This window comes from Natrononativus sp. DTA114 (assembly GCF_059736515.1).
Genome location: NZ_JCASSN010000005.1, coordinates 48359 through 63230 on the forward strand (window position 1 = coordinate 48359; position 14872 = coordinate 63230).

Genomic DNA, 14872 nt, shown 5'->3' on the forward strand with positions numbered 1-14872 from the left:
TTGCTGATAAATCGACTTATACATGTCTAATATGGTATCTTCGCTACCGTAGTGAAAATCATCCGATGACCTGGGAAAGGGAGATTACGCCATATTAGATCGCGGTTCGGAGCTAAGATCGTACGACAGAATAAAAATGGCCTATCTCCGCAGCAGACCCGGTTCTTTGACCTCGATGTGCTGAGGGCGTGTAACTTCAATCACATCCCTGCCACAATCACATCAAAACACATCTCATAGTTCAAAACTGATACGATCGTGAAGTGGACTGTAACTGACCGATCCATTGGTGGCGGAGTGAAGCGGCTCGAGTAACATCCATGAACAGTTCTCGAAGCCAACTCCATATCGGACGCGAAATGGGACCTGGTGAACCGATCCGGTTCGGTCAGGCTGGCTCCCAGTTCCCGTCGAACGCCCGATACCAGTCGTCGTTTCGGGTATCTCGGATGAGCGCGTTCGACTCTTCGGCGAACTCGGCGTAGCCGTGCCACTCGCCGCGTTCAGATGGATCGCCGTCGTTGGTCCCACGCCCGTTGGTCAGCACGCGCGGGACCGAGCCGACGATCGCAGGGTACTCGTCCCACTCGCGCGCGTCCTCGTCGATCAGGACGAGCGAGTACAGCGCCATATTGTAATCGTCGGCGTCCTCGTTTTTCCCGATAACTTCGAAGCGCAACGAACTGGTCCCCTCCTGCAGGTCGCGCTCGTAGGTGATCGTCTCTCGACCGTCCCCATCGGCGTAGAAATCGAGGGTATCGACGTGTTCGCCGTCGATATACATGTCGTAGACCCCGTACGTCGTCGGGCCGAACAGCGCGTCGAGGTCCATCACGTACGTACCGGTTTCGGGGACGTCGAACTCGAACTCCCACCAGTCGCCCTCGCCGTCGGCGTTCAGCTGGATCGCCTCGGGGAAGGTGTCGTCGACCTCTGCCGACGCCTCGACGAACAGGTCGCTCGTGTCGTAGTTGATTCCGGGCGAGCGGGTCTGTACCTGGGTGTTGTCCAGAAGCCGGGCCCTGTCGACGCCCTCGTCAATCATCGGCGCGTTGTGGATCGTGTTGTGGGCTGCATCCAGGTGCTCGATGTCGTTTTCGGCGTCCGATCCGTCGACGAACGCCGCCGGATTCTCACCGTCCGGATCGAACACGTTGTTCGTTAGCGTCACGTTTGAGACAGTTACACCCTCTACCAGCTCGTTCGAGAGGAACACGTCGTCCCGGCTGTAGCAGTCGGACACCTTCAGGGTATCCAGGCTCCCGTCGGCGGACCATTCGTAGCTCTGGAGCCGGATTGCCTGTGAGAACCCCGGCTGGTAGTTCTCCCCAGATCGGCTCCCCTGACCGGTGATCCGAACGTTCTTCAGGTCGTCCCGGATCGCGATCTGCGAGGCGTTCGTCCGGTTGTCCTGCAGTACCACGTTCTCCACCGGCCCGTCGGCGATCAGCGAGATGATCCGACTTTCGTTATCTTTGATGAGAACGTCCTCGAGCGGGTCACTCACGTGGATGGTGATGAATTCGTCGGTGATACACTCTCGGACGACGATGTCGTCAGGGTCGCCCGTCGCCTCCTGGGCGTCCCAGGCGAACTGGATGCCGGTTCCGGGGATGTCGTACGCCTCACAGCCGATCATCTTCCCGCCGGTGCGCGTTCCGCGGTTTGCGATCCCGTCGTAGCCGACGCGACGGGCGACGCAGTTCCGCTGGATCCCGTTCGAGGAGCGCGTGATGTACACCCCGAACTGACGAGTCCCCGCCTCGCTGGCGTGATCGTACATCACGTCCGTGACGGTGACGTCCTCCTGGCGCGGCGACTCGCACTCGTGGAACCAGACAGGTGCGTGGCTCCGTTCGTCCCAGTCCAGGTTCTCGAAGGAAATGTGCCCGCCCTCGACGGCGACGTTCTCGTTGCCGTCGTCGTGATCGGTGTTCGTGATGAGGGTCCGATACGTCCGGTCCCTGCCTTCGCCTTCGTCCAGACTGTGATCAGATGGCGGGACGAGCCGAACGCTCGAGTCGATCTCGAGCGTGAAGTTATCGGGAATCCGAACCGTCGTCGTCGGTTCGAACACCCCCACGCCGTGGACTACGAGTCTGCGTTCGTCGTTCGCCGCCGCAGCATCGATCTCCGCCTGCAACTGCTCGTCCCACTCGCCGGCGTGGACGTGGCGAACGTCGTTGACGATTCCGGCGTCGATCCGTTCGGCGACGATCGATTCGACGGGTGCAGTCGCACCGAGCCGGGCCGTCGATCCGTTCTCGCCGCTGTGATCGTGCTCGACGGGAGCGAACGGTGGTCCGTCCCCATCACCCTGCCCAGCTACTTGCCCATCACGACCACCCAGTGCAGTTCCCGTGAGAAGCAGCCCCGCGGCACCGGCAGTGAGCATGTTGCGTCGCGAGAGTGGGAGCACTCCGTTCCTGTTCGAGTCCGTCCGCTCGTCCGTTCGTCTGTCTTCAGTCATCTGTCTCGCATGCGTGACTGTACCACACGATATCAAGTACCATCGGGTATGGCCCATACTTGCCGGCTTTGTGCCCGGTCGCCCGAGCCGTGTACGGACCGTCCGGCGGTGGCCCCAACGCACCGAGGTCGCAGGCCGAACTTACGACCCGTTTTTGCCGCCGTCGAGGTTCCCCTTCGAATCCCAGATGGTCGTCATCAGGTCGGCGTACACCGACGCCCGGAGCGGGTACTCCCCGTCGGTCGCATCCGCGTCGATGGCCTCGAGGTTGCGCACGAACTCCTCGTCGTAATCCATCGTCGACACCGTCTCGACCACATCGAACGACAGCGTCCCGTCGTCCGTCTCGAGCCAGGGCATCTGCGCGCTCTCGTCGCCGTACTCGATCGTGTACGTTCGGCCGCCGACCAGCTCGCAGATATCCTCGAGCGGACCGATCTCGAGCCAGCCGTCGTCGGTCTCGAGGTACAACACGTCGCCTCGCACGTCCGTCTCGTAGCGTTTCATACAGGTCGACCTCGTCGGAGCCACAAGAGCGTACCTCTTCGATCCGAGCGGGGCCGACGGTCAGTCCATGACCGACACCGGCTCGCCTCGGTCGGCGGATTCGTATGCGGCCTCGACGACTGCGACGGCCTCGAGGCCGTCTTCCGGCGACACAGCGGGATCGCCTCCGGTGGCGACGCTGTCGACGAAATCCCGCAGGAGGCCCGCGTTCGGATCGGTGCCACAGAAAACGGAGTGCATGCCGGCGTCCTCGCCCGACCGCACCGTGTGTGACAGCGACTGGTCGAAACAGTCGACTGCGACGGTGCCGTCGCTACCGACGAACTCGAGGGTCGCGTCGCCCCACGTGTGCCAGCTATCGGGTCGGCTCCAGGAGCCGTCGAGGAGGAACGTCGTCCCGTCGGTGAGTCGCATCGAGAGTACGTTGACGTCCTCGACCTCGAGATCGTGCATGCAGGTCGCGGTTTCTGCGTACACCTCCGCGACGGATTCGCCGGTAAGCGCCAGCACGAGATCGACGATGTGGACGGTGTGATCCATCACGGCCCCGCCACCCGCCTCTTCGGGGTCCACGAACCACTTTCCGGGCATCCGCCCGCGGTTCGTCCCCGAGATAGAGTGGACGGTGCCAATGGTTCCCGCCTCGAGGGCCGTCCCAGCCCGCTTTGCAGGCTCGCTAAACCGAAGCGGCATCGCCACCCCGAGTCCGATCCCCGACTCCCGCCAGCGGTCGACGATCGCTCGAGCGCCGTCGACGGTCGGTGCGAGCGGTTTCTCACTGAGGACGTCCACCTCCGCTGCGGCGGCGCGGTCGATCCACGACACGTGGCGGGCGTTCGGCGAGCAAACGACGACGCCGTCGACCGCCTCGAGTAGGTCGTCGGGATCGGCGACGTACTCCGTACCGATGGACTCGGCGAGGTCGCGTCCCCGGTCGGCCTGTTCGTCCGCGATACCGGCGAACTGGACGTCGTCCATTCCCGCGAGTAGCGAGGCGTAGGCGTTCGCGTGGGGATGAGCCGCCGATAGGATTCCGATAGAAACGCTCATGATTCCACCTCCTGGGGCGACACCGGCGTTCCCTGCGCGGCCGATCGGTTCGCGGCCAGCGCCAGACGCAGCGAGTCGACCGCGTCAACGGGCGTGACTGCGGGCTCCGTCCCGGTTTCGAGACAGTCGACGAAGTGTTCGAGTTCGCGCCGATAGCCGTCTCTCGCGACCGGATTCTCGACGGCGCGACCCTCTCCGTCCCACTCGACGTAGGGCTCGTCGTCCGCACTCGAGAACTCGACCAGCCCCTCCGAGCCCGCGAGTTCGAGTTCCGACGCGAGCGGGCGTCCGCCCGGCTGGGCCCAGGAGGCCTCGACGTAGCCGACGGCGCCGTTCTCGAACCGGAGGGTGACGAACCCGTGTCTCCCCTCCGCGCCGTCTGCGAGCCGTGCGAAGACGCGCTCGACCGGTCCCCAGCACCACCGCAGGTAGTCGAGGTCGTGGAGCGCGAGGTCGACGAACACGCCGCCGCTCTTCTCGGTGTTCGCGAACCAGTCCTCGGAGCCCCAGTCGGGAAACGGCGACAGCCGCCGTGCTCTCGCGACGCCCGGCTCCCCGATGTCGATCGACTCGGCCTGGCGATATTTCGGCATGAATCGGAGGACGTGACCGACCATACACGTGCTATCGGCGCGGTCGACCATGTCCCGCAGTTCGACCGCCTCGGCCATTGTCGCCGCGATCGGTTTCTCGAGAAAGAGGTCGATCCCGGCGTCGACGGCCGTCCGCGCCAGCGACAGGTGGGTGTGCGTCGGCGTACAGACGTCAAGAAAGTCGATCTCGGCCCGCTCGCACATCGTCGCCACGTCGGTGTAGGCGTCCGCCTCGAGCGAGAACGCCTCGATCGTCTCTCCCGGCCCGCTCGGGGAGGCGACGGCGGCGACGTCGACGTCCATCTCGGTGTAGGCCTCGAGGTGCGTCTCGGCCATGAACCCGGCACCCGCAATTCCAACTCGCATGCGTTGTCCAGAGATACCACAGCACAATAATGGTTCGGAGATACGCCCCCTCGAGCGACCACCGGCTCAGTTGATGCGGTCGACGTCGTAGCCGTCGGCTTCGATCACCTCGATGATATCGCGGGCGTGGCTCACGCCGCTGGTTTCGACGAGGAAGACGAGGTGGGCCTCGCCGACCGACAGCGAATCGTCCGCGCGGTAGTGGTGGACCGTCCTGATGTTCGCCCCGCGGTCGGCGATCCGCGCCGAGAGGTGAGCCATCTCGCCGGGGCCATCGTCGATGCGGATGCGCAACCTGATGAGCTGGCTGCGCGTGCTGAGTTCGTGGGTCAACAGCGTCTGGAGCATCGACATGTCGAGGTTTCCGCCCGACAAAAGCGGGACGACGACCTCGTCGGAGACGTCGACCCGGTCGCTCACCAGCGCCGCGACGGCCGCCGCGCCCGCTCCCTCGACGAGCTGTTTCGCCCGCTCGAGCAGGAACACGACCCCCGTGGCGATCTCCTCGTCGGTAACTGTGACGACCTCGTCGACGTGGTTGTCGATCGACTCGAGGGTTCGGGCGGAGGTTCCGCCCGTCGCGATGCCGTCGGCGATCGTGTCGACGTCGTCGAGCGCGATCGGCTCGCCCTTGTCGAGGCTGTCTGGAACCGTCGCCGCCGAGGCCGCCTGGACGCCGACGAGGCGAACGTCCGGCGCCCGCGCCGCGAGTACGGCGCCGATGCCGGCGATCAGCCCGCCGCCGCCGATCGGGACGATCACCGTGTCGACGTCGGGGACGTCCTCGAGGATCTCGAGGGCGACGGTGCCCTGACCGGCGACGATGTCGGGGTCGTCGAAGGCGTGAACGAACGCCGTTCCCTCGCCCTCGGCGAGCGTTCTGGCGTGCTCGACGGCCCCGTTGAAGTCCAGGCCCTCGAGGACGACCTCGGCGCCGTATCCTTCGGTTGCTTCGATCTTGGTTTGTGGGGCGGTCGTCGGCATGACGATCGTCGAGGGAACGCCGGTTTTCGTCGCCGCCAGCGCGACCCCCTGGGCGTGGTTGCCCGCGCTCGCGGCGACGACGCGGTCGACGTCGTCTCGAGCGGACAGCGACAGGAGTTTCGCGTACGCGCCTCTGGTTTTGAACGAGCCGGTTCGCTGCAGGTGTTCCATCTTGAGGAGGATCTCCGCGTCGGTTCGCTCGCTCAGCGTGCGACTGTACTCGACCGGCGTCCGCTGGACGATATCCCGGTCGTCGAATCGGCGGGCCGCGGCCTCGACATCGCTTGCGGTTATCTCCGACATTTGTATGGCGGTATCCTGCAACCGCTCGATAATAGTAGTACTGACTGTCAGGGTGTGGACTCGCGCTCGGCAGTGGCCGCCTCGAGGTCGACCCACTGGCCCGTTTCGGCCGACTCGTAGGCGGCGTCGAGGATCTCGAGGACCGTCAGCGCATCCGAGAGCGTCACCGGCGGTTCGGCGCCCATCTCACAGGCGTCGAAGAACGCTTCGACGAAGGCTCGTCCCCACGCGCCGCCGTAGCCGGGGGCGGGATCGTAGTCGTGGACGACCCGACGATGGGGTGTCGCTTCCCACTCGTCGGCGGCCGAATCGAGCTCGAGTTCGGTTTCGTCGTCGAACCCGAACTCTCGACCCATCGGGTCCCAGCGGCAGCGACCCTCGCTCCCGTAGAGGTTCAGCTGCGTATCGTAGACCCCCTCGCGGAGGTAGTACCCGCAGTTGACCGTCCCGATCGCGCCGTCGGCGGTCTCCAGCTGGAGGGTCGCCCCGTCCTCGACGTCGATCGCCTCCTCGTTGTTCGTCATCGTCGCGTTCACGCGAGAAATCGGCGACTCGAGGAGATAGGAGAGCAGTTGAATCCAGTGGATGCCGAGCCACTGGAGGATACCGCCCCGGCTCGCGTCGGCGTCGAAGATGAAGTGATCGGCGTCGCGGTAGGCGAGCTGTGAGGCGATAAAGCGGGCCTCGAATCCGCGAAGCTCGCCGAAGAAGCCGTCGTCGAACAGCGAATCGAGTTCGGCTGCGATCGGGTGGTGCTGCCAGGGGTAGGAGACACAGACGGTGACGTCGGTGTCGGCCTCGAGGTCGATCAGCGAGTCGAGTTCGGCCGCAGTCCGTGCTCCCGGTTTCTCCGTGTAGACGTCGATCCCCGCTCGTATCGCCCCTTCGATCACCGCTGGGGTGTCACGGTTCGAGAGCGTAAGGAACACCGCATCGAGTGACTCGGCGTCGAACATCGCCTCGGGCTCCGTGTACACGGGGACGTCACCCAGACTCGCCACACCATCGACGTCGAAGCTGTCGCTCGGCTCGCAGGCGCAGGTCACCGTCGCCGGCAGCGACTCGAGGGTCTGTAGGTACGGTTCGGCGTGATGGTGATCGAGACCGACGTAGCCGACCCGTGGCTCGTCTCGATCTGCGTCCGTCAGTTGTCTGTCGGCGTTCGTCATAATCAGTCGAAGGCGGGAATGACTTCCTCACCGAAGCGCTCCAGGCACTGCAGGGTCGTCTCCTGGGGCTGGCCGGGGAACTGACACCGGATGTAGATCTGGTCGACGCCCAGATTCTCGTACGTCTGGAGCTGTTCGATACACTCCTCGGGGGAGCCCAGAATGAACTTCTCGGCGAGTTCGTCGTAGTCGACCTCGACCTCGTGTTCGTCCATGTAGGTCTGTCCCCAGCGGGCGTACATCTCGTACAGCTTCAGCAGGTAGGGTTCGATCGTCTCGCGGGCTTCCTCGACCGAATCGGCGACGAAGCAGTCGCGCATCAGGACGATTTCGTTGTTCTCGCGATCCTTGTCGAACTCCTTGAGGGCGTCCTCGTAGACGCCGATCTGTTCCTCGAGGTCGTCCGGGGTCGAGGAGGCGCTTGCGATCCAGGCGTCGCCGCGATAGGCCGCCCGTTTGAGCGCGATGTCGGCGTGGCCGCCGATCCAGACGGGCATCTCTCCCTTCGGACGGGGACTGATGAAGACATCGTCGAACTGCCACTTCGTTCCGTCGTGGCTCACGGACTCTTCGGTCCAGAGGCGTTTGAGCACGTGCAGCGCCTCGATCATTGCCTTCGAGCGGTGCTCCATCGGCACGCCGAAGGGCTCGATTTCGGCTTCGCGATAGCCGACGGCGGCCCCGAAGTGCATCCTCCCCTCCGAGAGCCGGTCGATCATCGCGACGTACTCGGCGAGGTGAAGCGGGTTGTACAGCATCGGCAGCATCGCCATCGTCGAGAGATCGAGCGTCTCCGTGCGTGCGGCGATGGCTGCGAGGCCGGTGATCGGCTCGACGACGCCCTCGTCGTGGACGTGCCGTTCGCCCAGCGAGACGCCGTCGAAGCCGACGTCCTCGATCAGTTCGACCTGGTCGTAGAGGTCGGTCACCTCGAACTCGCCGTCGGGCGTGTAGTACTGGTTGAGAAAGACGCCGAACTTCATACGGAGTTCACCCGGGTTCCGGTCGGAACGGGGAGACGCCGTCGACAGTTCTGGCAGCACATCGACATCCGTGTATCTTCGATACGACAGACAGACATTCGTTCGAGGCGATGTACGCGATCCTAATGTACCTTGTGGTGGGTGTAATCGTGTACCACTCAGACTCGAGTGAACCGACGCGCTCGGGCCGTTTGACCGCAACTCAGCCGTCGAGGGCGCTCGCGATCCACTCGAGGTGTGTCTCAGTCAGGAGGCTGTGGTGATAGACGAATGGCTCACCGTCGGTCGCCGCTCGAATCGCCGATACCAGTTCGACGAGTCGGTCCTCGCTATCGATAACGTCTGGGTCGAGCGTTACGCCCGCATCGATCGGACAGCCGACGGCCGCCTCGAGCGCCCCGATCCGTTCTCGCGCCTCCCCCGGATCGGCGACGTAACAGATCGCAGTCAGCCGATCCAGGTGCTCCTCGAGCCGCGAGAGGTCGACGCCGGCGAGTCGGAGCGCGTCGGGGTCGGAGCCGAAGGCCTCCATCGCGTAGTAGTTGAGCGGCGTCGAACCGGCGGCGGCTGCGATGTCCTCGAGCAAGTCCTCGATGATGGCGGCCCGGAACTCGAACAGTGCCTCGAGTTCGGGCTCCTCCTCGAGCAGAGCCGCAGCCGGTGGCAACGAGGCGGTCGGGTCCGACAGGCTGGGCTCGAGTAGCTCGCGTACTCGCGTCTGTGCGCGCTCGAGGTCGACCTCGTGGTTGTCGGCTGCGGCGCGACAGCCCTCACAGAAACACTGCGAGAGCAAGGCGGCCTCGCGGTCGTCCGTGATCGTCTGGCGCTTGTCGTGGCCGAACGCCGCGCCGTGATCGTGGAACGCGCCGGGAAAGCCGATCGACTCGAGCTGAATCTCGTCGACCCCGCGGTCCCGGATGGCGCCGACGACGGTCGCGTAGTACTCTCGGACCGCGGGGTGGGATGGACACAGCGAGTGGTCGTGGATGTCGTCGAACGCGCTCTGGAAGCGGTAGTCGGGGTTCGCCGTAGCCAGGGCGGTGTTGTGGAGGATGACCGTCCAGGCGTTGACCGCGACCCCGTGATCGTGCATCCCGTCGACGATCTCTCCCAGGGGATCGTTCCACGGGCCGACGTCGTTGACCGGTGGCTCGATCTCGAGATCGTCGAACCGATGGCCGGGTTCGAAGTAACAGCCGCCGGGGTAGGAACGAAAGAGGTCATCTGGAAACCGCGGCTGCATCGATCGAACCGAGTGGTAGTGACTGGCCACGTTCAGCGCGTCGATCCCGTGGGCCTCGAGTTCGGCGCAGGTATCGTCAAAATCGTTCTGCGCGAGCGTCCACGGATAGGTCCACAGTGCGGGCATACCCCGACAGTCGAAGACCGGGGTGAAAAGTATTCGCGACGCGGCCGACAGCGCCGTTTTCCCGATGAACGGTCCGATATCTATATAATATCGTGACTATCCACTGCTGGTGTATGGTCACACGAGACACAGGTTCAGTGGAAACGGGGAGTGTTTGGTCACGGCTCGGTGCCATCGGCCCGGCGCTCGTTCTGGCGGCTGTCGTCGTCGGCCCCGGCAGTATTGCACTCAGTACGATCGCGGGGAGTTTCTACGGCTTTGACCTCCTCCCGCGCCTAAAGTCGCGGGAATCCCACCATGGGATTTCAGGCCGATCGCGGCCCTAAGGTTTCAAGACGCATACGTTCCAAGCGTCTCTTGCTGGGTGTCAGCATCGGCTTGGCTGTCTTGTGGGACGGTCAAACGTCCCCCTTCCTCAGCCGAGTCATCGTCACTCATATATTCTCTTGAGTGACTCTCTCCGCTGAGGTAGCGGTCTGCAATATTGAGCGCGGCGTTAACGTCTGCTTGGTACTCCGAAACCCAACACTCCGAGTTGGAACACTTGAACGTCGCCTGCTTCGGACGGTAGCCCTGTTCTCCGCAACAGTGGCACGTCTTCGAGGTGTACGCGGGATTCACCGTCTCCACACGAATCCCTCTCTCAGCCGCTTTGTAGCGAATCTGAGCGTGCATCTTTTCTTCGCGAGCCTCTCCTCGCTCGTCGTCAACGCGCTCATCGGCGCGACGCTCCTCGTCGACGGCCTCGGGCGCGATCCGTCGATGGACAGTCGACCGGTCAAGCGCTGGTCGACGGCTGCGATCCTCTTCGGGCTGGCGATCGTGCTGGTGTTCGAGAGGGATCCCATCCACCTCCTCCGACTCGCCCAGGCGTCGGCCGTCGTCGCGTTCCCGATCCTCGGCTTTCTCATCCTCTCGATTGCCAACGACGACGCGCTTATGGGCCGGTACTCGAACGGGTGGATCGCGAACGGGCTCGGAATCGTCGGCTATCTCGCGATCATCGCGATCGTCCTCAACTACCTGTATGAGGTCGTCCAGTTCGTCTAAAGAAAACAGCGAGAGTTCCACGGGTCACCTGACCCGTGGGTGAATCGCGTACGCTCGCCTAATGTTCAGTCTCTTCGATGTACCGGCGAACTACATCCTCGGAAACAGCACCAGTCGTCCCGACGTAGTAGCCGTGCTTCCACAGTCCACTTCCCCAGAAGTACTGCTGTTTGATTTCTGGGTGGCGTTTCAGGATTGCTCGACCTGAGTATCCCTTGAATTGCTTGGCAATCTCGGCAGGACTCCATTTCGGGTCGGTCTCCACGAACAAGTGAACGTGGTCAGTAGCAATCTCCACCGACACAATCTCGTGACCGAACCGTTCAGTAGTTCCTCGGAACAACTCCGAAAGTTCGTCTCGAACTAACTCCAACATCCCGTGGCGATACTTCGGACACCACACGAAATGATACTTACACAAACTGATTGAATGTGCATGACTCCGGTACTCTTCCATCCTAATCCCTAATTTTATTATCACTTGGTTCGATAGTCAATGTATGGGTATCGAAGAAGTCACGAAGACCGCACGCACCCGACTCTGCATAGAGTCTGGTGAGCGGTCGTGGCTCAAAGATGCCCGTTACACCGCACGAGACCTCGCCAACGACACACTCCGACTCAAACAAAACGGCTACTCACGCACCAAGATTCAGAAGAAAGTTGACCGTGATGACTTCCTTCGGAACAACAAGTGCGCGGTCGTCGGGAAAGCCCTGGAAGCGTGGGACTCCTATAAAGAACTCCTCAACTGGTGGTACGACCAAGACGACACCAACGTTGGAAAACCGTCGCCACCCGCCACGGACAAGAAGGGAGCCTACCCGCTCGTCATGGCGCACACCGAAGGCTATCGGCTCACCCACAACGACGAGACCGACCGTATTCGGTTCCGTGTGAGTCCGAAGCCGTACAAGAAGGTGAAAGGACACCTTCGAGGGCGACCAGAAGACCTTAAACTCATCAAGTCAGCCTTGACCGAAGACGAATGGTCGTTGGGACAGGCCGAACTTTTGTACCGAGATGGCGTGTACTACCTACACGTCACGGTCAAAACAGAAGTTCAAGTGCCTGAACCCGAAGACGCTGACACACTCGTCGGCGTCGATATTAACGAGCGCAACATCGCTCTCACCGCTCTTAACCGTGAGACGATGGACACGCTCGGAACACTCGTGCTAGATTACGGCTCGGTGAAAGCCGAACGCCAACGCTACCACACCATCACGAAACGTTGTCAGGAACACGGCCAACACTCCATCCATCACCAACTCGGTGAGAAAGAAGAACGCTACACTGAGTGGGTTCTTCACCGACTCTCCCGAGTCGTGGTGGAGTTCGCCCAACAGTTCTCGAACCCCGTTATTGTATTCGAGGACTTGAGTGGGATTCGAGACGCCATCAAGTACGGCACGTATATGAACCGTCGTCTGCACAAACTGCCGTTCCACAAGTTCGAGCAACAAGTTCGATACAAAGCAACGTGGAACCAGATACCGTGTGAGACGGTTGAGTCGCCGTACAACTCGAAATCCTGCTCGTGCTGTGGAAACCGTGGCTACCGCCAAGGTCGGCGGTTCCGGTGTACGAATGACTCGTGTGAGGTTCAGCAAGACCACGCTGATCGGAACGCGAGTGTGAATGTGGCGTGGCGAGCGTGGGCAAAACACGCTAACGTGGACGTTGAATCAGTTAATTACCGGACTCGCAAAACCCAACCGTTTGTTCGGAAGGTGAGCCTGTCTGGGTCGGGGCGTTCAGTAAACCGCCCATCCTCATCCCGCGAAATCGCTTCGCGTGGAGTGCTTACGACATAGGCTGAGGGAACAAGAAAAGCCACGGGTCACCCGACCCGTGGTTGTTTACGCCGAGATTCTATTGATTTGGTGATATGGCCGGACGGATTCCGGCTGCACAAAAGTGTTTGGCTATACAAAACAAATTCTAATTGTACACAACCAATTCTGGCCGCCCTGTGGACCAATAGCTACCGAGTTCACACCCTGTGGAAATAGCCGTTGTCGCGCCCCACAGGTGGCACACATCCTCTCATGGGCCGTGTGCCCAGCCCACAACCGTTACACGGATATGCGTGTAATCTGTTGCTACAATTCTATCCCACCGTACTTTTTCTGACCCCCAGACGTTTGGAATCGTCGAACGAAAATAGAAACAGTGTATTCGAGGACGTCCGGATAACTATCCCGAAACACCTGGAGGGCCCTCGAGTGGGTACTCTCCGATGACACTCGTTCCCGTAGCCACCCACGAACCGACGGCGAGAAGAGTCGGCCTCGAGCCGTCACTCCGTTGGCTCGAGCCGTCGTTTACTCTCGCTAAACTTTCGCGACGACTTCGATCTCGACGCCGATGTCGATCGGCAGGTCCGATACCTCGACGGCACACCGGGCCGGGAACGGATCGGACATGTACTCGGCGTAGATGTCGTTCACCGCGTCGTAGTTGTCCATATCGGTCACGTAGACGTTCGCCTTGACCACGTTCTCGAGCGATGATCCCGCTTCCTCGAGAATCGCGCTGATGTTCTCCAGGGTCTGTGCCGTCTGGTCTTCGATGCTCTCGACTTCGACCTCGCGCGAGTCGGGGTCCGCAGGACCCTGTCCGGAGACGTAGACGGTGTCGCCGTGAACGACTGCCTGTGAGTACGGGCCGATGCTGTCGGGGGCGTCCGCTGAGTTGATCGCGTCCATGCATCGTCACGGTCACGCGAGGGGATGATAAATCCTCCTCCTGCTGTGGACGAACATTTATCACCGCCCCGTGTGAGTGATGGCAACATGGGAGAGCTTGCTATCAACGGTGGTCCGAAGGCAGCCGAAGCGCTATCGGTGCCGGAGTGGCCACAGCCAACTGACACTGCTCGAGAGTACCTCCTCGAGGCGTTCGAGGGGGCACAGTGGAGCCGCGGCCCCTGGATCGAGCGACTCGAGGAGGAGTTCGCCGACTACCACGACGCCGAGCACGCGATTGCCGTCGCGAACGGCACTGTAGCGATCGAACTCGCGCTGCGAGCCATCGGCGTCGAACCCGGCGACGAGGTGCTCGTTCCCTCCTACTCTTTCATCGCCAGTGCCAGTGCCGTGCCGGCGGTGGGCGCAGTCCCCCGATTTGTCGACACCAATCCAGAGACCTACAACATCGACCTCGAGTCGGTCCGCGAGCGGATCACCGAGGACACGGTCGGGATTATCGGCGTCCATTTTGCGGGGTACCCAATGGACATGGACGAACTGCTGCCGATCTGTGAGGAGAACGACCTCTTCCTGATCGAGGACGCCGCCCACGCCCAGGGCAGCGAGTGGAACGGCGAGAAGGTCGGCACGTTCGGGGACATCGGGACGTTCTCCTTTCAGGAGACGAAATCGCTCCCCTCCGGCGAGGGGGGTATCGTGGTCACCGACGACGACGTGCTCGCCGAGCGGGCCAGCATCATGCAGAACATCGGCCGCTCACGGGGCGAGACGGGCTACCGCCACTACCACCTCTCCTCGAACTCGCGCATGTCCGCGCTCCAGGCCGCCATCGCGATCGGCGCACTCGAGAAACTCCCCGAGGAAAATCGGATCAGGGAGGAAAACGAGGCGATCCTGCTCGAGGAGTTCGCCGACATCGACGGCATCGGGACCAAACCGCAGGACGACCGGATCACCGCCCGTGGCTACTGTCTCGAGAATCTCCGGTACGATCCCGCCGGATTCGAGGGGCTTTCTCGCGACCGGTTCATCGAGGCGATGCGCGCCGAGGGCGTGCCGGTGTACGACGGCTACGAGGTTCCCATCTACAAACAGCCGGCGTTCTTCCGCGATCAGGTGCGCCGGCTCCTGCCCCCGGGAACCGAGATCCCCGACTACCGGAACCTCCACCTCCCCGGTGCGGAGGAGCTGTGTGCGAGGAACGTCTCCTACTCCCACCCCGTATTGCTCGCCGACGAGGCCGGCATCCGGACGATCCCGGAGGCAGCCCGGAAGATCAAGGCAAACGTCGGCGAACTGCTCGAGGACTGAGCT

At 62.4% G+C, this 14872-nt stretch carries 13 protein-coding genes and 1 pseudogene; 3 read left to right on the forward strand and 11 right to left on the reverse strand.

The genetic code is table 11. The features are described 5' to 3' along the window. Nucleotides 1-388 precede the first annotated feature (388 nt). From AC6I6S_RS17855 to AC6I6S_RS17895, 9 genes and pseudogenes are all read right to left on the reverse strand, one after another. Nucleotides 389-2470 carry a hypothetical protein gene (locus AC6I6S_RS17855; RefSeq protein ID WP_497952030.1) on the reverse strand — a complete coding sequence of 694 codons (2082 nt, stop codon included), beginning with the start codon at nucleotides 2468-2470 and terminating at the stop codon, nucleotides 389-391. Nucleotides 2471-2611: 141 nt separating this feature from the next. Further along, the gene (locus tag AC6I6S_RS17860) at nucleotides 2612-2977 is read right to left on the reverse strand and encodes a hypothetical protein (protein ID WP_497952031.1); all 366 of its coding nucleotides are present in this window, start codon (nucleotides 2975-2977) and stop codon (nucleotides 2612-2614) included. Between the two features lie 60 nt (nucleotides 2978-3037). Next, the gene (locus AC6I6S_RS17865) at nucleotides 3038-4027 is read right to left on the reverse strand and encodes a Gfo/Idh/MocA family protein (RefSeq protein WP_497952032.1); all 990 of its coding nucleotides are present in this window, start codon (nucleotides 4025-4027) and stop codon (nucleotides 3038-3040) included. Further along, nucleotides 4024-4986, reverse strand: coding sequence for a Gfo/Idh/MocA family protein (locus tag AC6I6S_RS17870; protein WP_497952033.1), 963 nt, complete (start codon nucleotides 4984-4986; stop codon nucleotides 4024-4026). Before AC6I6S_RS17870 ends, AC6I6S_RS17865 begins: the two co-directional genes overlap by 4 nt. A 66-nt stretch (nucleotides 4987-5052) precedes the next feature. Next, nucleotides 5053-6273, reverse strand: a complete 1221-nt coding sequence (gene ilvA, locus AC6I6S_RS17875) for a threonine ammonia-lyase (protein WP_497952035.1) — start codon at nucleotides 6271-6273, stop codon at nucleotides 5053-5055. Nucleotides 6274-6320: 47 nt separating this feature from the next. Further along, nucleotides 6321-7442 (reverse strand): Gfo/Idh/MocA family protein, encoded by a 1122-nt coding sequence (locus AC6I6S_RS17880; RefSeq protein WP_497952036.1) that lies wholly within the window; start codon nucleotides 7440-7442, stop codon nucleotides 6321-6323. 2 nt (nucleotides 7443-7444) lie between these two features. Beyond that, the gene (locus AC6I6S_RS17885) at nucleotides 7445-8425 is read right to left on the reverse strand and encodes an LLM class flavin-dependent oxidoreductase (protein ID WP_497952038.1); all 981 of its coding nucleotides are present in this window, start codon (nucleotides 8423-8425) and stop codon (nucleotides 7445-7447) included. 202 nt (nucleotides 8426-8627) lie between these two features. Next, entirely contained in the window at nucleotides 8628-9794 is a 1167-nt protein-coding gene (locus AC6I6S_RS17890) for an alpha-amylase family protein (protein ID WP_497952039.1), read from the reverse strand. 330 nt (nucleotides 9795-10124) lie between these two features. Further along, nucleotides 10125-10472: pseudogene (locus tag AC6I6S_RS17895) on the reverse strand (transposase); the annotation flags it as partial. On the opposite strand from AC6I6S_RS17895, the gene AC6I6S_RS17900 reads away from it, so the two are divergent. After that, nucleotides 10464-10844 carry a divalent metal cation transporter gene (locus AC6I6S_RS17900; protein WP_497952040.1) on the forward strand — a complete coding sequence of 127 codons (381 nt, stop codon included), beginning with the start codon at nucleotides 10464-10466 and terminating at the stop codon, nucleotides 10842-10844. The pseudogene AC6I6S_RS17895 and the gene AC6I6S_RS17900 sit on opposite strands and share 9 nt — an antisense overlap. 58 nt (nucleotides 10845-10902) lie before the next feature. On the opposite strand, the gene tnpA is transcribed toward AC6I6S_RS17900, so the two are convergent. Beyond that, nucleotides 10903-11301: an IS200/IS605 family transposase gene (tnpA, locus tag AC6I6S_RS17905; protein WP_497952041.1), complete on the reverse strand. Its 399-nt coding sequence runs from the start codon at nucleotides 11299-11301 to the stop codon at nucleotides 10903-10905. A gap of 43 nt (nucleotides 11302-11344) precedes the next feature. On the opposite strand from tnpA, the gene AC6I6S_RS17910 reads away from it, so the two are divergent. Next, nucleotides 11345-12661, forward strand: a complete 1317-nt coding sequence (locus AC6I6S_RS17910; RefSeq protein ID WP_497952043.1) for an RNA-guided endonuclease TnpB family protein — start codon at nucleotides 11345-11347, stop codon at nucleotides 12659-12661. A gap of 519 nt (nucleotides 12662-13180) precedes the next feature. On the opposite strand, the gene AC6I6S_RS17915 is transcribed toward AC6I6S_RS17910, so the two are convergent. Then, entirely contained in the window at nucleotides 13181-13555 is a 375-nt protein-coding gene (locus AC6I6S_RS17915; protein WP_497952045.1) for a RidA family protein, read from the reverse strand. Nucleotides 13556-13642: 87 nt separating this feature from the next. Here AC6I6S_RS17915 and AC6I6S_RS17920 point away from each other — a divergent pair, with 87 nt between their 5' ends. Further along, entirely contained in the window at nucleotides 13643-14869 is a 1227-nt protein-coding gene (locus tag AC6I6S_RS17920) for a DegT/DnrJ/EryC1/StrS family aminotransferase (protein ID WP_497952046.1), read from the forward strand. Nucleotides 14870-14872: the final 3 nt, after the last annotated feature.